The sequence below is a fragment of the Mesorhizobium sp. B2-6-1 genome (assembly GCF_006440475.1).
Lineage (GTDB): Bacteria > Pseudomonadota > Alphaproteobacteria > Rhizobiales > Rhizobiaceae > Mesorhizobium.
In genome coordinates this window covers 60,864-78,334 of record NZ_VFUH01000013.1, presented here as the reverse complement: position 1 = coordinate 78,334, position 17,471 = coordinate 60,864, and the positions used below count along the sequence as shown (strand labels likewise).

The 17,471-nt window shown below is 60.9% G+C and carries 19 protein-coding genes and 2 pseudogenes; 9 read left to right on the top strand and 12 right to left on the bottom strand.

Features of this window, described 5'->3' with window-relative positions; genetic code table 11:
• Positions 1-5: 5 nt before the first annotated feature.
• The 3 genes from FJ443_RS31280 to FJ443_RS24060 all read right to left on the bottom strand — a co-directional run bounded on the left by FJ443_RS31280 (position 6) and on the right by FJ443_RS24060 (position 2,240).
• Positions 6-407, bottom strand: a complete 402-nt coding sequence (locus tag FJ443_RS31280; RefSeq protein ID WP_181165400.1) for a hypothetical protein — start codon at positions 405-407, stop codon at positions 6-8.
• Between the two features lie 24 nt (positions 408-431).
• A complete protein-coding gene (locus FJ443_RS24065) occupies positions 432-1,313 on the bottom strand; it encodes a GHMP kinase (protein ID WP_140523070.1) in 882 nt (293 codons plus the stop codon).
• A 225-nt stretch (positions 1,314-1,538) separates the two neighbouring features.
• Positions 1,539-2,240 (bottom strand): response regulator transcription factor, encoded by a 702-nt coding sequence (locus tag FJ443_RS24060; RefSeq protein WP_140523067.1) that lies wholly within the window; start codon positions 2,238-2,240, stop codon positions 1,539-1,541.
• A 271-nt stretch (positions 2,241-2,511) separates the two neighbouring features.
• Here FJ443_RS24060 and FJ443_RS32080 point away from each other — a divergent pair, with 271 nt between their 5' ends.
• Positions 2,512-2,940 (top strand): DUF982 domain-containing protein, encoded by a 429-nt coding sequence (locus FJ443_RS32080; protein WP_348641938.1) that lies wholly within the window; start codon positions 2,512-2,514, stop codon positions 2,938-2,940.
• A 21-nt stretch (positions 2,941-2,961) separates the two neighbouring features.
• On the top strand, positions 2,962-3,555 hold the full coding sequence (locus FJ443_RS24050; RefSeq protein ID WP_140523065.1) for an SOS response-associated peptidase: 594 nt from the start codon (positions 2,962-2,964) through the stop codon (positions 3,553-3,555).
• A 20-nt stretch (positions 3,556-3,575) separates the two neighbouring features.
• On the opposite strand, the gene FJ443_RS24045 is transcribed toward FJ443_RS24050, so the two are convergent.
• Together FJ443_RS24045 and FJ443_RS24040 are read right to left on the bottom strand one after the other, a co-directional pair.
• The gene (locus tag FJ443_RS24045) at positions 3,576-3,839 is read right to left on the bottom strand and encodes a hypothetical protein (protein WP_140523062.1); all 264 of its coding nucleotides are present in this window, start codon (positions 3,837-3,839) and stop codon (positions 3,576-3,578) included.
• 15 nt (positions 3,840-3,854) lie between these two features.
• Complete coding sequence (locus FJ443_RS24040; protein WP_140499772.1) at positions 3,855-4,442, bottom strand: hypothetical protein; 588 nt, start codon at positions 4,440-4,442, stop codon at positions 3,855-3,857.
• A 121-nt stretch (positions 4,443-4,563) separates the two neighbouring features.
• Between FJ443_RS24040 and FJ443_RS24035 the strand changes: the two genes are divergently transcribed.
• Both FJ443_RS24035 and FJ443_RS24030 read left to right on the top strand, forming a co-directional pair.
• On the top strand, positions 4,564-4,776 hold the full coding sequence (locus tag FJ443_RS24035) for a hypothetical protein (RefSeq protein ID WP_140499774.1): 213 nt from the start codon (positions 4,564-4,566) through the stop codon (positions 4,774-4,776).
• Positions 4,773-5,234, top strand: a complete 462-nt coding sequence (locus FJ443_RS24030) for a hypothetical protein (protein WP_140499776.1) — start codon at positions 4,773-4,775, stop codon at positions 5,232-5,234. The genes FJ443_RS24035 and FJ443_RS24030 overlap by 4 nt, the downstream gene beginning before the upstream one ends.
• Before the next feature lie 28 nt (positions 5,235-5,262).
• On the opposite strand, the gene FJ443_RS24025 is transcribed toward FJ443_RS24030, so the two are convergent.
• The 3 genes and pseudogenes from FJ443_RS24025 to FJ443_RS24015 all read right to left on the bottom strand — a co-directional run bounded on the left by FJ443_RS24025 (position 5,263) and on the right by FJ443_RS24015 (position 7,216).
• Positions 5,263-5,754 carry a thermonuclease family protein gene (locus FJ443_RS24025; RefSeq protein ID WP_140523060.1) on the bottom strand — a complete coding sequence of 164 codons (492 nt, stop codon included), beginning with the start codon at positions 5,752-5,754 and terminating at the stop codon, positions 5,263-5,265.
• Positions 5,755-6,192: 438 nt separating this feature from the next.
• Positions 6,193-6,726 (bottom strand): MucR family transcriptional regulator, encoded by a 534-nt coding sequence (locus tag FJ443_RS24020; protein WP_140523057.1) that lies wholly within the window; start codon positions 6,724-6,726, stop codon positions 6,193-6,195.
• Positions 6,727-6,966: 240 nt separating this feature from the next.
• Positions 6,967-7,216, bottom strand: a pseudogene (locus FJ443_RS24015) (hypothetical protein).
• Positions 7,217-7,777: 561 nt separating this feature from the next.
• Between FJ443_RS24015 and FJ443_RS24010 the strand changes: the two are divergent.
• The 4 genes from FJ443_RS24010 to FJ443_RS23995 all read left to right on the top strand — a co-directional run bounded on the left by FJ443_RS24010 (position 7,778) and on the right by FJ443_RS23995 (position 11,591).
• Positions 7,778-8,737: an ArdC family protein gene (locus FJ443_RS24010; protein ID WP_140555422.1), complete on the top strand. Its 960-nt coding sequence runs from the start codon at positions 7,778-7,780 to the stop codon at positions 8,735-8,737.
• A 254-nt stretch (positions 8,738-8,991) separates the two neighbouring features.
• Positions 8,992-9,249 (top strand): hypothetical protein, encoded by a 258-nt coding sequence (locus FJ443_RS31750; protein ID WP_140523055.1) that lies wholly within the window; start codon positions 8,992-8,994, stop codon positions 9,247-9,249.
• Positions 9,249-10,304, top strand: a complete 1,056-nt coding sequence (locus FJ443_RS24000; RefSeq protein ID WP_140523052.1) for a toprim domain-containing protein — start codon at positions 9,249-9,251, stop codon at positions 10,302-10,304. Before FJ443_RS31750 ends, FJ443_RS24000 begins: the two co-directional genes overlap by 1 nt.
• A gap of 357 nt (positions 10,305-10,661) precedes the next feature.
• Positions 10,662-11,591, top strand: a complete 930-nt coding sequence (locus FJ443_RS23995; protein ID WP_140523050.1) for a DUF2493 domain-containing protein — start codon at positions 10,662-10,664, stop codon at positions 11,589-11,591.
• 549 nt (positions 11,592-12,140) lie between these two features.
• Here FJ443_RS23995 and dinB read toward each other — a convergent pair.
• On the bottom strand, positions 12,141-13,241 hold the full coding sequence (gene dinB, locus FJ443_RS23985; RefSeq protein WP_140523046.1) for a DNA polymerase IV: 1,101 nt from the start codon (positions 13,239-13,241) through the stop codon (positions 12,141-12,143).
• 48 nt (positions 13,242-13,289) lie between these two features.
• On the opposite strand from dinB, the pseudogene FJ443_RS23980 reads away from it, so the two are divergent.
• Positions 13,290-13,476, top strand: a pseudogene (locus tag FJ443_RS23980) (hypothetical protein); the annotation flags it as partial.
• A gap of 29 nt (positions 13,477-13,505) precedes the next feature.
• Here FJ443_RS23980 and FJ443_RS23975 read toward each other — a convergent pair.
• The 3 genes from FJ443_RS23975 to FJ443_RS23965 all read right to left on the bottom strand — a co-directional run bounded on the left by FJ443_RS23975 (position 13,506) and on the right by FJ443_RS23965 (position 17,456).
• Positions 13,506-15,212 (bottom strand): DNA polymerase/3'-5' exonuclease PolX, encoded by a 1,707-nt coding sequence (locus FJ443_RS23975; RefSeq protein ID WP_140523044.1) that lies wholly within the window; start codon positions 15,210-15,212, stop codon positions 13,506-13,508.
• A gap of 103 nt (positions 15,213-15,315) precedes the next feature.
• Positions 15,316-17,217, bottom strand: a complete 1,902-nt coding sequence (ligD, locus tag FJ443_RS23970) for a DNA ligase D (RefSeq protein WP_224680367.1) — start codon at positions 17,215-17,217, stop codon at positions 15,316-15,318.
• Between the two features lie 53 nt (positions 17,218-17,270).
• Positions 17,271-17,456: a DUF3606 domain-containing protein gene (locus FJ443_RS23965; protein ID WP_140523042.1), complete on the bottom strand. Its 186-nt coding sequence runs from the start codon at positions 17,454-17,456 to the stop codon at positions 17,271-17,273.
• Positions 17,457-17,471 lie beyond the last annotated feature (15 nt).

Here is a 17,471-nt window from a genome sequence, read left to right as displayed (position 1 = left end):
GACGCCTATCCCGCCATTGCCGCCATTGCCGCCCGTGGTGGGAGCCGCATTGTCGTTGCCACCGCTGCCGCCATTGCCGCCGGTGATCGTCCCGAGGTTAGTGAATGTGGCTCCGGAGACAAGCGAAACGCCGGCGCTTCCATTGCCGCCATGACCGCCGAGCACCGGGATCGTTTGCGTCGAGCAGCAGCCGACGTTGTTGCCGCCGTTGCCGCCGTTCCCGACGAGGATTCGCAGATCGTGGCTTCAGGCTTCAACTGATCGCGTTCCACAGCCCGCTCGAGCATGAACCGGGCTGGCAGCAGCTTCATCAGGAAGAAGCTGGCGCCGAAAAGAGCTCCGCCGAGCGCCACAAGGCGCGGGCCCTCGAAATCTTCCAGCTTTCGCATCAGCGCACGGGTCGACATGGGTTACTCCTGCGTGCCAGGCGTTCAATGGCGAAAGATCGTCGGCTCGAAATTGGACTGACGCAGAGCGCCTGCCGCGCGATCGATGTTTACGGATGCATTCTGGTCTCTAGCGTCGAACATCAGTCCGACGACCGTGCCGCTGTGAGCGACCTGAACGCCAATGGCGCCGAAGCGGTCACCGACGGTTTCGATCTCTCTCAGCCGTGGTTTGGCAAGAAACCGCTCGTTGATCCGCGCGCTCGCCGTCGCAACCCTGCCCAGCATGCGGGCGTCCGCATTCTTGATGGCTGTTCGCAACAGGCTTCGAAGCGGCCGAAAGGTCTCGATCTCCAGGTGACCGTAACGCGCCGGCTCGAATTCAAGCGTATCGACCGTGAGCTGGGGGGTGGTATCGATGCTGATGAAGTCGATCGGCGGCAGCGGCTTGCGGAATGCCTCCATCACGATGCCGTCCCGGTGCGCAAACAGCACCGCTTGCTGCCTGAACAAAGTGGAGTCACAGGCCGTTTCCGCGCTGACCGCGAGCTGCATGACCTCATCCGACGCCGCATCGATCTCCAACCAATTCAATACCGCCAGGATGCTTGCCAGAACGTCGGCGGTGGAGGAGCCCATGCCACGGCCAATGGGGATGTTGCTATCCATCGAGAGATGGCCGCCGCTGCCGGGCCGGCCGAATGCATTGATGGTCAACTCGGCCGCGCGTCGAGCCTTCTCCCGCGAGGCTGGCCAGACAGTCACGTGATCGCTATCGTTTGCGCTGAACCTGGCTTTGGACCTCAGATGACGACAGGGCAGCGAGACCAGCGCGCGTCGCAACCGCGCGCCCTCATCCTCGAAAACGCCTTGAACCAGTTCCCCGTGATGGCCAATGGCTTCAGCGTATCCCGAGCCCTCAGACATGGGCATTCCTCCATATACTTTAGCAACCACTTAAGTTACTCGGTGAATACTTTCGCAGGCCGGATCGTCTACAGCAACAACCAAGTTGATAATCTTTTGTATTCCAAAACGTTGCGAGTACATGACGCGCATTTATTTCCTCTTACATATTGGTCACAAATGTAGAGCCCGACCAGGCGGGCAGGGGCGGCTGCCGGCGTTCCTCGATATGTGCTGCGGGAATGATCAGGCCGACTGGTCTTCGAGCGCGTATCCGGCGAGCCTTACAGTGCGAATGGCAACGCTTCGTGATGACCGCCTGAGTAACTTTCGCAACTGGCTCATGTGAACATCGACCACGCGCGTGCTTACACTGGCGCTATTTGTCCAGGCCACGGCGATCAGCTCATCGCGGCTGAGCACCTTTTCCGGATTTTCCAGCATGTGGCGCAGCAACTTGAACTCGATTGGCCCGAGCGATATCTCCTTGCCGGCGCAGCGCACGCGATGGGTATCAAGCTGCATCTCGATATCGCTATATGCCAGCGACTTGCCACGCCGGGATCCCTGTTCCGATGCTTGGCCCACCGCCAGCCTGGCCCGCAGGTATTCGAGCAGCTTGGCCGGGGCAAACGGCCGGACAAAGCATTCGTCAATGCCAGACCTCAGCAGCTGAATGTGCTGAGCTTCCGCGCCGGGCGACACCAGAGCGACACAGGGGAGGGCGCCTGTGCGAGCATCCTGCTTGAGCCCGGCACTTTTGGCCCCCAGCTGGTTGTCCGGTCGACAATCCAGCACCACGGCCCGAACCGGCATGCCCGCTGCAAGCTCCAGCACTTCATCGATGGAACCGGCCAGCGTACTGGCGAAGCCGTCGACCTCGAGAATGTGGCTGAGGAGCAGATAAAATTCCGCGTCCTTCGAGCAGATCACTATCAATGGCTTCATATGCGCAGCGTTAGGATCTTTCAGCTGCCATCAAGACGGGCTGGCTATATTCGAATCCCGCATTCCCAAAGGCCAGCATGCCAGAACAAGCCACCCAAAACAACAAAGCCCAAAAACGAGCTTGGCGTCGCAGCAAACATGCCGGCGGCCGGTCCGTGCTTCCCTCTACGGCAAATTCGAGTCCAGCGGCGGCCGCCGCCAAAAAAGACAAAGGGCGTATAAACCGAAATCCCGCGCGCGTCCGCAACGGCGGACAAGCCTCGCGCGTGGGATGGAGGAATTCCGCCTCGGCCGCGGTGGTGAACGGGACAGCCTAAGGAGCGTCAGCATAGCGACGGCTGAAAGCCTGGACGCGGGACTGACTGTCCCCGCCAAGGCGGTCCGCACACTGCACGATGGTCGAGGTAGGCCGTGGTATCTGTCATCGGCATCCCGCCGCAACGGATCTCGCCGGCGAACCGGAACCTATCGCCTGATCATTAATCTACTCCCAGGGGGAGCCCGATGGCCGGCGATGACCAGTTCGAAAGATGTTGCGGCCCGGAAAGCCTTACCGCGTGTTCTCGAAGGGCTGAAAGAGGCCCATCACGCCCGCAGGCTATTCATTGAGGCCGCGACGAAGGGGATATTCTGGCTAAATGGGCCCGCTGAGTTGAGCGGCAGCCGCCTTTTCATCGAGAGCCAGATAGGCTTACTCTAAGAAGGTCGCCCGGAGCCTTCCATGTGCAACGATTATGAACAGCATGTCCTGTGGGGTGAATACTGTCGGATGATGGCGTCGCTGGCGCTCAAAATCCCGGCGCACCAAACCGAACTCGATTTGCCGCAGGCGGATGACATCCGCATTAATGACCCGGCGCCAATAATGCGCGGCGCCGGCGATGCGATTGAATTGGCATCGATGACGTTCGGATTTCCGCCGGCGGGCCCAAAGGGGGGACCGGTGTTCAACTTTCGCTCCGAAGGGAGGCAATTCGCAAACAGCAATCGATGCCTCATTCCGGCCTCCGGGTTCTTCGAGTTCACTGGTGCGAAATATCCGAAGGCGAAACATCGCTTTACGCTCAACGGCTCTCCATTTATGGCCATCGCAGGGCTTTGGCGTGAGGCCGCCGGCAACAAGCCGCCTACCTTCACCATGCTGACGACTGATCCCGGGCCCGATGTCGCACCATTTCATAATCGGCAGGTCGTTGTTCTTCAGCCGCAGAATTGGGCTGCCTGGATCAACCTGACGAAGCCCGAATCTGAACTCTTGCGGCCGCTTCCGGCGGGGTCGCTTAGAGTGGAAACGGTGCGCCCGCAAAGCGCGTAACACGAGGCCGATCCTGACGATCATTCCATGTCGGGTACGTCACCGCTGACGAAAAGCGTTGTAGGCGGGCCGTAGTCCCCAAGCGCTGGATCGGCATCGCGGCTCCATGCGATGACGCCGACATGCCTGGTAGCCAGCGCCTTGGCTATGCGAACTGCCCTTTCCTCGCTTTGCTGATCCGCCGGGCCGTAGGCGGCAAACAGATCGCCCTCGTTGCCGCGATCAAAGGCAATGACGACGATCAGCTTTGGCTTCTTCTGGCCAGGCAGGACATGGTCGGACATCATCTCTCCTTCGCATCAGCGCGAGGCCTGCTTTTCCGTCGCCGCTTCAAGCGCGTTTATTGCATCACAGACGGCTTGGCGCTTGGGTTCGACCGGCTCGTCAGGGTGGAAATGAGAAAGCGAAAGAGTGGTGAAGACGACGGTTAGGTCGCCGATGAGGTCTCGCATTTTGAACCGATCTTCGACATCGGCCGCAATGCGCCAGGCCAAGATGGAATCCCTTCCGCTAAGCGTGTCTTTGCCGCCTCGCTCAACATCTGCACGAAGCATCGCCAACGCGGTGACGCGGTCGACGAGTTGGGTTTCCGGATCGATCAGTAGCTCCAGATCCACGCTTAGAGGCTTGCGTTCTTCAGGCCAGCCGGCACAGCACGCCTCCAGGGCGGCGGTATGGGCTTGGCCCCAGGCTTGTGCGCAGGCGCCGGCTCGACCGTCCAATCCATCTTCCGGAAAGCCGTTTATATCCCAGCCTTCGAGTGCAAAGGCGCCTTGTGCCGCTTCCTCGGCTGTGAAACCGGCGCGCTCCAAAGCCGTCTCGGCGGCCGCGATGCCGCGCGAAATCTCCTCAGGCGATGCGCCTGGGACGGTCAAAACCAGGTCCATGTCTGTCTCCGGTAACTATTTTAGCTACAGTGAACGAAAAGAGAACATTGAGTCAAGACTGCTCTTGACGAGGAAGGAATATGTTCCTTATTCCTGAATGACATCTGAGCAGGAAAGAGGCATGGGAACGCGCCAGAACGCGCCGGCCGGCGAAGCTATGTCCGAACTGGAAGAGGTGGCTGAGCAGGCCATAGCCGCAGCCGGCGGCGATGTCTTGGTCGCGTTGCTGAATGTCCTTGCCAGGAACAACGACCTTGAACGGGAACTGGGCTTGTCGCGGGCCGCAGTCTCGAACGGCTATTCTCGCGGCTGGCATAAGGCGCGGGTTCAATGACCGAGACGGCGGAAGACAATTTCCGGATCGAAGTCTGGGATCGAGAGGAGAAAACCCATCTAGAAACCATATGCCGATCTCCGGACGCGGTGGTCAGCCAGGCAGCTTGGCAGGCGGCCATTCGGCGTCGGCCCGGAATGCTGCTGATTCACTACAACAGCCGCCATGTCATGGAGAAGATTATCACTCCGGGCGAGGTGAAGGTTCCACCGCAGACTGTCATCAACGGCAGCATTCATGCCGGGTTGGACGTTTCACTTGGCGATCTGCGCGAATGGCACACGTTGCGAGCTTGGTGCAAACGCTGCTCGCACTATGCCGAGGTGAAGCCAGCCGCGCTTATTCGGCGATACGGCAAGGACGCGCTGTTCAGCTCCGTTGAGAGGGCGCTTGTCTGCACGAGCTGCGATCGAGGCGGTCCGGTGAGACTGGAGATTCACAAGCTGCCGCGGAATTGAACCGGCTCCTGAGGGAACGGCGAAGGTCCTAGTGTTGCCTGCGCCAATTCCAGGGCTTGTCGAATGAGCCGGCCCACAGGCCGCGCTTTGCGGTCCTGGCTTCCTGCTCGGCTCCAACGTAGAAGCCGGCACTGTATTTCGGCCAATCAAGCGCATAGCCCTGCCTGACCATCCATTCGCCGATATCGACGCCTGCGGCGGTGCAGACAGCGACCATGCGCCTGTAGCGATCGCGGTCGACTCCAATGCACGATGTTGGGCGATGCGCATCGAGGAAATCCGCCAACACCAGAGACGCCTGCTGGCCGCAACGGTACTTCTTGCCAGAGGCGATGGCGCAGATCTGAGCACTCTCCGGCGCGTCCATGCCATTGAGGCGAATCCGCTGTCCATGAATTTCGATCGTGTCGCCGTCCACGACTGATGGAATGCCCACCAGTGGTTCGGCCACGGAAGGCAAGGTGAGGCAGAGCAAGGCGGCCGACAAGCGGCAGACGCCAAGGGCGGGAAATCGCGGCATCTCAGCCATCGCACGCGCAGCCGGGCGCTTTGTGGCATCGCTTCTCTCGCGAGATGCAGCTATCGCCACATGCCTGACCGGCCGAACAAGTCTTGCAACATCCCTCGACATAAACCGTCGACCAGGGCACCGGCGCCTGTGGGCGCCGCACGACCGACGCAGGATCCACCGGCATGAAAACGCCGCCGATCGCCAATGCGGCGATAATCCGAAACATAACTGCGCCTCCCTACGACACCCCGGCTCCGTGCCAGCGACCTCGGTGATCCAAGACCCAGGTCCTTAGTTCTCTTCTTTACCTTCTTGGTCGGGGCAGTTCTTCCCTCATCCGGTTCCGCTGTGCCGCAGACTGAACCGACATGCAACTGAGCCCCGCCACGCGGCGGGGCTTCATCAAGGTCAGGCCGCTACAGCCTGGCACCTTGCCAGGGCAGTCCCTCAGGCTTTGACGGATGCCTTGCGCGTCTTCTTCAGCGGTGACTTGATTGACGCCGCAGGTGTTCTTGCGGCTGCTAAGCGCGCTGGTTTTTTTGTTTTCTCGTTCGCGGTTGGTGCGGGCACCACCGCCTTTCGTCCAAGGCCTGCTGATTTCGCCAATGCCGAGCGCGTGGCCGTATAGTTCGGCGCGACCATAGGATAGTCGACTGGAAGGTTCCACTTCAGGCGATACTCATTAGGGCTCAGATTGTAGTGAACTCGGATATGGCGCTTGAGCGATTTGAACTTCTTCCCATTCTCAAGGCAGATAATAAAGTCTGGCGTCACCGACTTTCTGATCGATATTGCCGGTTCCTGCTTGACCACAGGCTCTATCGCCGTCGTGCCGATGCCTTTCAGAGCGGCATGAATATCGCCAATCAGCTTCGGCAACTCGCCAACCGGCAGCGGATTGTTCGAGACATACGCGGCGACGATGTCGGCCGCTATCGACACAGTATCCAGTTGGCCGTCATGTTCGAGAGCAGTGGTCATATAGTTTCCTCTTACCGTATCGGACGAATTGATCGAGCTTTGATTTGCCATACCGCCAGCGAGACAAATAGTTTATTTCCCTCTACAAGCCACATGTTTTTTCCCAAAACATGCCGAAAATACTACACCTAGGCGAGTCAACCTAGCCAAGCAGAGCCGGCAAGGCTGCCATGAACGAAACGCCGAGAGGTCGGTGTAAGAGGAGAGGCCGGGACATTTGTCGATCATGGCGGAATGAATCTATTCCCTGCGGTGATTCCCTTGCAAACAGGAAGTCGACGATATTCTCGTCATCGTCTCCAGGTAGTTCGGTAAACGCCGCTTCGAGTTTAAGGCGATCCCAAATCACGCGGCCGTCAACTTTCTTCGGCTTCGGCATGCGCCGGTCAGCAACCATCTGGTCGAATTTTGTCATGGCCGCGCCAACATATCGGGCAGCTTCTTCGCGTGAGAGACCCCGAGAAGGATAGGAAAGGGAGTCGCTTTTCATAACCTCGCCCCGGTATGTGTCCGCCCTTGTGCGTGGGCTTCCCATTCATGGATCAAGATCTGGATTGTATAGCCACTGCCGGAAGGGATCCGATCAAACGGTGCGGTGAATTGCGGTCAGGGCGTGTAAATAGGATGGTTTGCTGGTTGAGCGCCGAGTTGGTGTACTGGAAATAGACCGTCGGAATCACGCGACGACCGGTAAAAACGGTGCCCCCTTCTTCGAAGAGTGTCTTATTTTACGCAGGCATGGCACCAATCGTTTTTGATCCGGCGCCCTTCGCCGGGGGCGGTCGGTCCCGCATCCCGCCTGGCGGCGGCGCTATGCTGATGCTCCTTCGGCCGCCTCTGTTGAACCGGTCTCAGGGCCACGAACTTGCTCCAGCACCGAACTGACTTGGTCGCAATGACGGACATTTCGGTGCCTCCGCCTTGTACGCCGTTTTTCATTTGGTCGGGAAAGCAGAGCTCTCCCGACGGAGAGTTAGAGGATGGGAGGGGTTTTTCGCGACGGGTTGAAAGCGGAAGGAGAGGCCTTCGGCGCCCGTCGCGGAGAACCGCGATGTATGTCCGGACCAAACGAACCCACGCCGCCGACCGGTCGAACCTCTACGACGAGATCACCGGCAAGATAATTGCCGAGCTGGAAGGGGGTCGTTTTCCCTGGGTTCAGCCATGGGGAACTTCCGCCGCAAACGCGTCGCTTTCCCTGCCGAAGAATGCCAGGACGCATCGCGCGTATAGCGGGATCAACGTGCTTATTCTCTGGGGCGCGGTCGTTGAATGCGGGTTCCCAACGCAGAGTTGGATAACTTATCGACAGGCTTTCGCGCTCGGCGGGAATGTCCGTAGAGGCGAGCGCGGGACAACGGTCGTTTATGCCGATCGTTTTGTCCCGGATCACGAGAAGAAGCGCGCTCGCGAGACGGGTGAGGATGCTCAAGCCATCCCGTTCCTCAAGCGCTTCACCGTTTTCAACATTGAACAATGTAAAGGGCTACCTGACGAAATCGCAGCTTCGGCTGTACTGCCGGTGGCTAGCCCGATCGAACCGCGTGTCGAGGCGCTGATCAAGGCCACCGGCATCGACTTTCGTATCGGCGGCGATAGGGCGTTTTACGTGCCGGCCCACGATTATATACAGGTGCCTCCGCCCCAAGCCTACTTCGAGCCGATCAATTGGCATCGGACAGCCTTGCATGAGCTCGGTCATGCCACCGGCCACAGTTCACGTCTCGATCGCAAATTATCCGGCTCTACCGCCTCCAGGAAGTATGCGTTCGAGGAACTCGTGGCAGAAATCAACGCGGCCTTCTGCTGCGCCGCCTTGGGCATAGTGCCCACGGTTCGGCATGCCGACTACATCGGCTCATGGCTGGAGGTTTTGCGCGAGGACAATCGCGCCATCGTTCGCGCCGCCAGCCTGGCCAGCAAGGCGGCCGATTGGCTTCTTGGCCACGTGCCGGTGGAGGCCGAAGCATCCATCGGGCTGAGCGCAGGCAACGACAAATGGGCGGCATAATTTCGCTGACCCGAACAGCGCATGCACCGTTCCGCCGATCGGCATAGGTATCAAGTGCCAGCCGCACTTCGTCTGTCCGCTCCAACCATCGGCTCACGCGGAGACAACGTACAGGCCGACATGCGTGCGCGCTCGGCAGTCGAGCAACGGTGTGCCGGATTGTGCAGGCAGGAGAGGGAGAGGGTTGGAGGGATCTTGTGACGGGTTCAAGGCTGAGAGAGAGGCTCTCGGCGGCCCGTCGCGGAGACCTTCAAATGACCACTGCCGTTCAAAAGATCACGCTGTCGTCCTCGCGCGATATCCCTTTCAACAAGCTGGTGCTCGGCCAGTCCAATGTGCGTCGCATCACCGATACCATGCGCGAGCGGCTCACCGCCTACGGACTCTTCCATGAAATCATATCCTGGAAGCTGCGCATGTTTGTGCCGGCGGACGCCAGCGGGCCTGCGGTGCCGGCCAAGGTTATCGAGTGTTGGCCAGTGCAGCGCATCAGTGAGAGGGAGGCCCGCTGATGCTGCCTCGCGATGCATCCGAACTGGCAAGCCATCTTGCTCGGCAGGCTGAGGCTGTTTGCCGCCGTTACCTTTCCAACGGTCGCCGTGAGGGCCGCTACTGGCTGGTTGGCGACGCCCGCAATGCGCCGGGGCGCTCGATGTTTGTGCGTCTCAAGGGACCGGATTGCGGCAAGGGTGCCGCCGGGAAATGGACCGACGCCGCCACCGGCGAGCACGGCGACCTTCTGGACGTCATCCGTGAATCGCTTGGCCTGACGGACTTCAAGGATGTGTCCGGCGAGGCGCGCAGCTTTCTGTCCATGCCGCCCACGAACGAACCAAAGGGCCAGTGGGAGCAAGCCGTTCCCGCTGCCGGCGGTTCCCCTGAAGCGGCGCGGCGGCTGGTCTCCATGTCGCAGCCGATACGGGGAACTCTTGTGGAGACGTATTTGCGCGCACGCGCGATTACAGCCGTGCATGAGACTGGGAGCCTACGGTTTCATCCTCGCTGCTACTACCGTTCAGACCGCGGCCGGACTGAAACCTGGCCGGCAATGGTCGCGGCGGTCACCGACCTCAAAGGCAAGCTTACCGGGGCCCACCGCACCTGGCTCGATCCGGGCGGATTTAGCGAAGCCCATCTCGGCCGCGCTCCGCTCGAGACACCGAGACGGGCCATGGGCGAACTGCTCGGACACGCTGTCCGCTTCGGCTGCTGCTGCGATGTCATGGCCGCCGGTGAGGGCATCGAGACCATGCTGTCGCAACGCACTGTCCTGCCCGCCATGCCGGCACTCGCAGCCTTGTCGGCGGCGCATCTGTCCGCAATCCTGTTTCCTGACACATTGCGGCGCCTCTACATCGCCCGTGACAATGATCCGGCAGGCGACGCAGCAGTGGCAACCCTGATTGAACGCACCAGCGCGGCCGGTATCGAGGCCATGGTTCTGACGCCGAAACTTGGCGACCTCAACGAGGATCTGCGTCTACTCGGCGTCAATGCGCTGAGGGGGATCCTGCGGGTTCAGATCGCGCCACAGGATGTCGAGCGCTTCGTGAAGCTGGCGGCCTGACCGGAAGGGGAAGGGAGGGGTGGCATTTGCTAGGCGTACCTCGGTGCGCAGGGGGGCCTTCGCTGAGGCGAGGGCCGGCCCACCGGCCTTCCAGAGGGCGATCGGGCACCAGCCGGTCCGGACAGGCAATGGCTGCGCCCCGTTATTTTCCGGCGGCCCTTGCCACCCCGTGCGGCGAGCCGCCCGGGACCTCGTCTTCGGGCCTTTCCATCGCGAACCAAAATAGCCGGGCTTCGCCATCCTTCACTCCCGTTCCGGCCCTGCGCTGGCGCTTCGGGTGCAAGTCCGGATCGTCCATCGCCTTCGTCGCCATGAAGGCCGCGATGGGCGCGGCCGGTCCCACGAAGGCAAGCCGCCATGAGCACCGAGCACGATACCGACTTCGAGCCGCAACCCGCATCATCATCCATCGACCACATCCTGCACGAGCTTCAGCTCTACGGCTACCGTCCCTTCGACGATGAACCCGATCCGCGCCCGCTTCCCGAAGGCCGGGTCATAGCCGCCAGCATCGCCGACATCTTCGACGCTCTCCTGGTGGCGATGGCCGACACACGCCTTGAGCCCGACCTCGAGGAGTTGCTGTGGGGGACGGTCAATCTGTTCCATCGCGCGACCAAGCGGATCGAACGCGAGCTCGATGAAAACGAGCTTGGCCAGCAACGGCTACAGCGCGAACAAGACGGATCCGAGGTCAAGTCGGTCGAGCTCGAGCGCCTCATCGCCCAAGGTCAGACGCTGCTCGAACGCCGCAACGCCTTCGAATTGATGCGCGATCAGGCCGCCGAGCATTACGAGCGCCACACACACTCGATCTGGCGCCCGCGTTCGGGCTCTGTCGTCAACCATCGCAACCTGACCGCGGCTCTGATCGACAGCCGGGACTTCGTTGCCGCGAGGAAGCATACAGACAGTCAGGTGCTGTTGCCTCCGGGCCCGAAAGTCGCCTTCACCGGCGGGCTCGATTTCAACGATCATTGGCTGATCTGGGCCAAGCTCGACCAGGTCCATGGCAAGCATCCGGACATGGTCCTGCTGCACGGCGGGTCACCCAAAGGTGCCGAGTTGATCGCGGCCAAATGGGCTCACAGCCGCAAGGTGCCACAGATTGCCTTCAAGCCGGACTGGACCAAACATGGCAAGGCCGCGCCCTTCAAGCGCAACGACGCCATGCTCGACACCTTGCCGATTGGCGTCATTCATTTCCCCGGCTCAGGCATTCAGGACAACCTCGCCGACAAGGCCCGCAGGCTCGGCATTCCGGTGATGAGGTTCGGCGCCACATGACGGCGCCACAAGGCCAGTCGCCTCCAGTCATTCGCTTTGTTTTTCGTCGCTCCCGGCGCGTTGATCGAACGATCGCTCCTGCCGATTTGGCGGCGGTGAATGCGAAGTGGCGAACCATGAGGTTCACATCCCATCCCGTCCTGGAATGGAGAACAGGGACCCTATCCCCGCGTTTGTCGGCGCAATTCCTTGGTCCGGTCCGAGGGCCTGATGCCATCAATCCATAAAGGGTCGGACTACGCAAAGCGTGCCGCCGTTTCGGCTTTGCCTTCACGGTGATTGCGGCCCTCGGCCGGATACATCGGGCGTCTGTCACGCGGGGATCGCTCCCCGCTTCCAGAACAGGAGCCGGGAAAATGTCCCTCGTCGAAGCCAACGCCTTCGCCTTCAGCCTCGCCACCAGGCGCCGGCGACGGTACACTCACGGTCGTGCGGCCGACGAATATGAAGGAGAGGTTTCCCAGATCGTCCGCGACGATCGATCCACCCGAGCGATGATCCGGACAAGATGCGGCCGGACGTCCTTTCCGTCCTGGCCCCAGGGCAGTGCTAAAGCTCGAAGCGCAGTTGACGTTGATCCGGCGGCAACACATCGCCTAGGGAGGAAAGCGTGACGCCCAACAGGCGGATTCCCTTCCGCACCGGAAACACCGATTGAAGGAGATCGGCTGCGAGATGTTCGAAATCCGGAAGTTCGATCGGCACCGCCACCGTGCGGCTGCGCGTGATCTGCTGGAAGTCGGCGAACTTGATCTTCAGCGTGACGGTCCGGCCCCGAACGCCTTTGCCCTCACAGTAGCCCCGGACCTTGGCGACCAGCGGCTTGAGTTCGGCGATTGATGCATTGAGGTCGAATATGTCGACTGCGAACGTGTCCTCGGCGCCGATTGATTTGCGCGGCCGATCTGGTTCGACCTTGCGTTCGTCGATGGCGCGCGCGATTTGATAGTACCAGAGCCCCGCCTTTCCGAAATGCTGCTGCAGGAAAGGGAGCGACTTGCCCTTGAGATCGGCGCCGGTCTCAATTCCGAGCGCCTCCATCTTCGCGGCGGTCGCAGGACCGACACCATGAAATTTCTTGACCGGCAAACCCTCGACAAACGCCGGCCCATGGCGTGGCGTGATGACGAACTGGCCGTTCGGTTTGTTCTGGTCGGACGCCATCTTGGCGAGAAATTTGTTGTACGAGATTCCGGCGGAAGCGGTGAGACCGGTCACCATCAGGATCTTTGTCCTGATCGTCTCGGCGATCGTCGTGGCCGACGAAATATTGAGCCGGTTCTGCGTCACGTCGAGATAAGCCTCGTCGAGCGAGAGCGGTTCGATGAGATCGGTATGTTCGGCGAACACCTCGCGGATCTGAGCCGAGACTGCCCGGTAGACGTCAAAACGAGGCGGCACAAAGATGAGTTGGGGGCATTTGCGCTTTGCCGTGACCGAAGGCATGGCGGAGCGAACGCCGAAGGCGCGGGCCTCGTAGCTTGCGGCAGCCACCACGCCGCGGGCGGCCGCTCCACCGACGGCAAGCGGCTTGCCGCGGAGTTCTGGATTGTCGCGCTGTTCGACCGACGCGTAGAACGCATCCATGTCGACATGGATTATCTTGCGCGGGTCAGCGCCGCGGCAGGGGCCATTTGCCTGCAATGTCATTCCGCCAGGATATAAGCTTCGTGCTGCCGGATCCTACAATCTTCAGTTCCGGACATCGCCCCTTATCATGACCGTCAAATCGTCATTCAAGGATTGGGCCGCGTGGCTCGATCCGTCGGTCTCCGCCAAATCATTGACCAGACCGTTGCCGGCAGGGACATTGTCGGTCGAACAGCTCGGTCAGCTGGACCGTTGGCTCGATTCCAATATCATATACGCAGCGTGCACCTGTTGAAGGAGGCCGCACCAGACCAGCCAATTGAATTACAGCATAGCGTCCCTCGCCATCAGGCGTGGTCGACCGATCCTCTTGGATGCGCGCTTGCGCTTTTCCAGATAGGAAAGCAGAGCCGGCAGGCGCATCGCATTGAGGACTCGCTGCGCAGGGACGCCGCCCTTGCGCGACATCTCAACGCCCCAGTGCATGTGATCGAGCTCGCGAATTGAATGAGCATCCGGATTGACACTGAAGATGCAGCCGTATTCGAGTGCCTCCTGATGCCAGCGCCAGTCGAGATCGAGACGCCATGGATGTGCGTTGACTTCGACGGCGACGCCAAATTTGGCGCAGGCCCGAAGAACTTTGGCGATGTCGAGATCGTAGCCCGGGCGCCGCAACAGCTGGCGGCCTGTCATGTGGCCGATGATCGTCGTCCGGGGGTTGCCGATCGCCTCGATGATGCGCTCAGTCTGCTCCTTCCTGGGCAGTTTGAAGCGGCTGTGCACGCTGGCGACGACGAAGTCGAACTGCTCCAGGACATGATCCGGATAGTCGAGCGAGCCGTCCGCCAGAATGTCAGCCTCAATGCCTTTCAGGATACGGAATCTCCCACCATACCGCCGGTTCAACCGGTCGGCCTCGCGATGCTGTTCAGTTATCTCCTGCAGCGAAAGGCCACCCGCATAGTGAGCGGACTGCGAATGATCGGCGACACCATAATATTCGAACCCGCGCTTGCGCGTGGCTTCGGCCATCGTCTCGAGCGTCTCGGTGCCGTCGGACGCTGTCGTATGGGAGTGCAGGATGCCACACAGATCTTGGTCTCGAACAAGTGCGGGCAGCTCGTGGCTGGCCGCCCGTCTGATCTCATCCCTGCCTTCGCGCAGTTCGGGCTCGACGAACTGCAGGCCTATGGTCTCGTAGATATCCTCTTCTGTCGCTGAGGCGACCAGCTTTCGGCCGCGATAGAGCCCGTCACCCTTCAGGACAAATCCCTTGACGGCCGCGAGCGTCTTCAGCTGCTTGAGGTGATCTGCCGAACCGGTCGCGTCGAGGAGCCTGGCGCCAAAGTGCTTCTTGTCGGTGATGACAACCCGCAGGGTCGCATCCGCGAGCTCGGCCTGCTCCGTGCCTTGCGCTACCAGCGCGAAAGCGGAAACGAGCTCGCACCCGCGCCGGAAGTCACCGGCGATCTCGACGCGGGAGAACTCCGGATGTTCTTGCTGCAACGATGCCATTGCATGCTCCAGGAGAGCAGCAGCCTTGTGGAGATGAAGCTGCATCTGACCGCTTCGCGCGATAGCCAGGTTCTCCAGGATCTTCGTCTGAAGCGCGGCACCAAGCCCCTTGACCGGCCTGATGCGATCTTCCTTCGCCGCGGTTTTGAGCTCCGCCAGCGAACTCACGCCGAGCGCCTGGTGAAGCTTCAATATCTTGTCGGGCCGAAGACCAGGGATTGCAAACAGCTCCATCACGCCTGCCGGCACCTCTTCCCGCAGTTTGTCGAGGCTTGGGTGCGTGCCGGTCTGATGGAGCTTCGTCACGATGTCCGCGATGGCGTCCCCGATCCCCGGGATACTGGTGAGGGCGCCGGCGGCGATGATGCGATCAAGTGGTTGGGAGAGTGCCGCCAGGCTGTCAGCGGCACGTAGATACGCCTTTGCGCGATAGGGATTACCGCCGCGCAGGGATGTCCTATGCGCGTATTCCCTCAGAAGATTGGCGATGGTCCTCGTGTCGGTTTTTGCCATGGCTTCAGGCAAACGAGGCCGGTCTTGGCAGGTTCCAAAGAATCCTGGCGGGCCATGGCGCCGGGTTGGAAAAACGGCGTGGCTTCTCCTCTGCCCGCTGGCGCTACAGATGTGGCAGGGATTGATCAGCGCGCCCCCAGCCCGCCAGAGCCTTGGAAGCCGCTCGTTTCTTCAATTCGGGAGCGTCGCCGACATGGAAATGCGAGGGTGCATTGATGGTCTTCATCTCCGCCCAGGTGATCGGCGCCGCCACCGGAGCACTCGGCCGGGTTCTCGCGCTGTACGGCATGATCGCGGTCGCTCCGCGCTGGTTGCGCAGATAGTCTACGAATATGCGACCCTTGCGGCGGGCCTTCGACAACGCGGCGGTAAAATGGGCCGGATCGCTCTGGGCGACCGCCTGAGCCAGGCGGGACGCGAAATCCTTTACCTCCGGCCATTCTGCCTGTGGGGTCAGCGGAGCGATCACATGCACCCCCTTGCCGCCCGTCAGCATCGGGAAAGTCGTCAGTCCCAACGATTTGAGGATGTCGCGGAATTGAAAGGCAGCCGCGCGGACGGCTTCAAAATCCAAGCCCTCGTCCGGGTCCAGATCGAACACCAACCGGTCGGCCTTTTCGACGTCCTCGATGCGGGCTCCCCATCCATGCAGCTCAATCGTTCCCATCTGGACGCAGGTCATCAGCCCGTCGGCATCGTCCACATAGAGGTAAGGCTCCTCGTGTCCGTCCTTCTCGGTGATCCCGACGTGATGGACCTTGTCGCCAAAGCTGCCGGCGTCGTGTTTTTGGAAAAAGCACTTCTTCGCGCGGCCCTGCGGGCAGCGGACCAGACTGATCGGCCTGTTGCCGACCCACGGAAGCATGATGTCGGCGACCTCGGCGTAATGATCGGCTAGCTGTCCCTTGGTGATGTTGGATTCCGGGTAGATGACGCGGCCGCGATTGCTGATCGCAATCGTGCTGATTGCCGGTGACGGCAGGGTTGCTGTGCGGTGTTCCGTCTCGAGCACGACGGCCTCCGGCTTCTTGTCCTCGCGCAGGCCAAGATAGCTTGGATGACGCAGCGTTCCTTCGTTGGTCATCTCGGTAAAGGCGATCTCGGCTACAAGTTTGGGACGCAGCCAGTGGGCGCCGCGAACCTCCGCGCGCGGCGCCTCGACCGTGGCGGCTTTCTGCTCGAGCGGCGCCATGATCTTCATCAGCCGGGCCATCTCGGCGGTATCGAAACCGGTCCCGACCTTGCCGGCATAGCGCAGCTTTCCGCCATCATTGAAAACAAGAATCAGCGATCGAAACGCGCGATCCTTGTCTGACGGCGTCCAGCCGACGAGCACGAATTCCTGACGTTTGATGCACTTGATCTTCAGCCAGCTGCCGTCCCGGGCGCCGACATAGTCGGAATCCGCGAGCTTCGAGATTACCCCTTCCAGGCCGGCGTCGCAGAAGCGGTTCAGCAATTCCTCTCCACGGCCCTGGATATGATCGGAGTAGCGAAAGATGGGGTTCCTGGCCGGCAGAATTGCCTCCAGTTTCTTCTTGCGCTCCAGGAGCGGAAGCCTGGTCAGGTCTTCGCCATCGAGCTGCAGCAGGTCGAAGGCGAAATAGTCAATGCTCGCCGGAGCACCCTTCAATGCGTTCTGAAGCGCCTGGAAACTGGATCGTCCCTCGGTGTCGGTGACGACGGCCTCTCCATCGATGAGCGCCGAGCGAATCTTGAGCTTGCGTGCCTCGGACAGGATCGAGGGAAAACGGTCGGACCAGTCCAGACCGGAGCGCGTATAGGCGCGCGCCTCTCCGCCACCCACAGCGACGAGGATGCGGTAGCCATCGTATTTCATCTCGTGAATCCAGCGATCGCCGGGGGGAACTGTGTCCACCAGTTTTGCGAGCTGGACCGGCCGGAAGGCAGGTGGCGCGAGTTTGGCCGCGCGTCGCGAGGCTGGCTTCGTAGGGGGAGTTGAAGATCCTCTGATTGTGAGGCGACGCGACGCTGACTTGCTCACAGAATTTACTCTCACCAAACCGAATTGTCCGACGCGCCATTCCGGCGCGCGGCCTATTTCTTTAGTTTCTGCGCGGCGGCATTGAGCTTGTCGCGGTCGTTGCCGACCCGCTTTATCAGCGCCTCGGCCTGCTCTTTGCTGATGCCGTGCTTGCGGGCAAAGTAATTGACCTCGTAGCCTTCACCGCCGGAGACTTGCCGACGGTCGGCGGCGCCTCGCTTCGACTTGTTGTCTGCCATTATCGTCTTCCTTCT

Excerpts from the sequence above, each read along its gene's own strand:
- FJ443_RS31280 (WP_181165400.1), bottom strand. The coding sequence starts at position 407 with ATGTCGACCCGTGCGCTGATGCGAAAGCTGGAAGATTTCGAGGGCCCG.
- FJ443_RS24065 (WP_140523070.1), bottom strand. The coding sequence starts at position 1,313 with ATGTCTGAGGGCTCGGGATACGCTGAAGCCATTGGCCATCACGGGGAA.
- FJ443_RS24060 (WP_140523067.1), bottom strand. The coding sequence starts at position 2,240 with ATGAAGCCATTGATAGTGATCTGCTCGAAGGACGCGGAATTTTATCTG.
- FJ443_RS32080 (WP_348641938.1), top strand. The coding sequence starts at position 2,512 with ATGGAGGAATTCCGCCTCGGCCGCGGTGGTGAACGGGACAGCCTAAGG.
- FJ443_RS24050 (WP_140523065.1), top strand. The coding sequence starts at position 2,962 with ATGTGCAACGATTATGAACAGCATGTCCTGTGGGGTGAATACTGTCGG.
- FJ443_RS24045 (WP_140523062.1), bottom strand. The coding sequence starts at position 3,839 with ATGTCCGACCATGTCCTGCCTGGCCAGAAGAAGCCAAAGCTGATCGTC.
- FJ443_RS24040 (WP_140499772.1), bottom strand. The coding sequence starts at position 4,442 with ATGGACCTGGTTTTGACCGTCCCAGGCGCATCGCCTGAGGAGATTTCG.
- FJ443_RS24035 (WP_140499774.1), top strand. The coding sequence starts at position 4,564 with ATGGGAACGCGCCAGAACGCGCCGGCCGGCGAAGCTATGTCCGAACTG.
- FJ443_RS24030 (WP_140499776.1), top strand. The coding sequence starts at position 4,773 with ATGACCGAGACGGCGGAAGACAATTTCCGGATCGAAGTCTGGGATCGA.
- FJ443_RS24025 (WP_140523060.1), bottom strand. The coding sequence starts at position 5,754 with ATGCCGCGATTTCCCGCCCTTGGCGTCTGCCGCTTGTCGGCCGCCTTG.
- FJ443_RS24020 (WP_140523057.1), bottom strand. The coding sequence starts at position 6,726 with ATGACCACTGCTCTCGAACATGACGGCCAACTGGATACTGTGTCGATA.
- FJ443_RS24010 (WP_140555422.1), top strand. The coding sequence starts at position 7,778 with ATGTATGTCCGGACCAAACGAACCCACGCCGCCGACCGGTCGAACCTC.
- FJ443_RS31750 (WP_140523055.1), top strand. The coding sequence starts at position 8,992 with ATGACCACTGCCGTTCAAAAGATCACGCTGTCGTCCTCGCGCGATATC.
- FJ443_RS24000 (WP_140523052.1), top strand. The coding sequence starts at position 9,249 with ATGCTGCCTCGCGATGCATCCGAACTGGCAAGCCATCTTGCTCGGCAG.
- FJ443_RS23995 (WP_140523050.1), top strand. The coding sequence starts at position 10,662 with ATGAGCACCGAGCACGATACCGACTTCGAGCCGCAACCCGCATCATCA.
- dinB (WP_140523046.1), bottom strand. The coding sequence starts at position 13,241 with ATGACATTGCAGGCAAATGGCCCCTGCCGCGGCGCTGACCCGCGCAAG.
- FJ443_RS23975 (WP_140523044.1), bottom strand. The coding sequence starts at position 15,212 with ATGGCAAAAACCGACACGAGGACCATCGCCAATCTTCTGAGGGAATAC.
- FJ443_RS23965 (WP_140523042.1), bottom strand. The coding sequence starts at position 17,456 with ATGGCAGACAACAAGTCGAAGCGAGGCGCCGCCGACCGTCGGCAAGTC.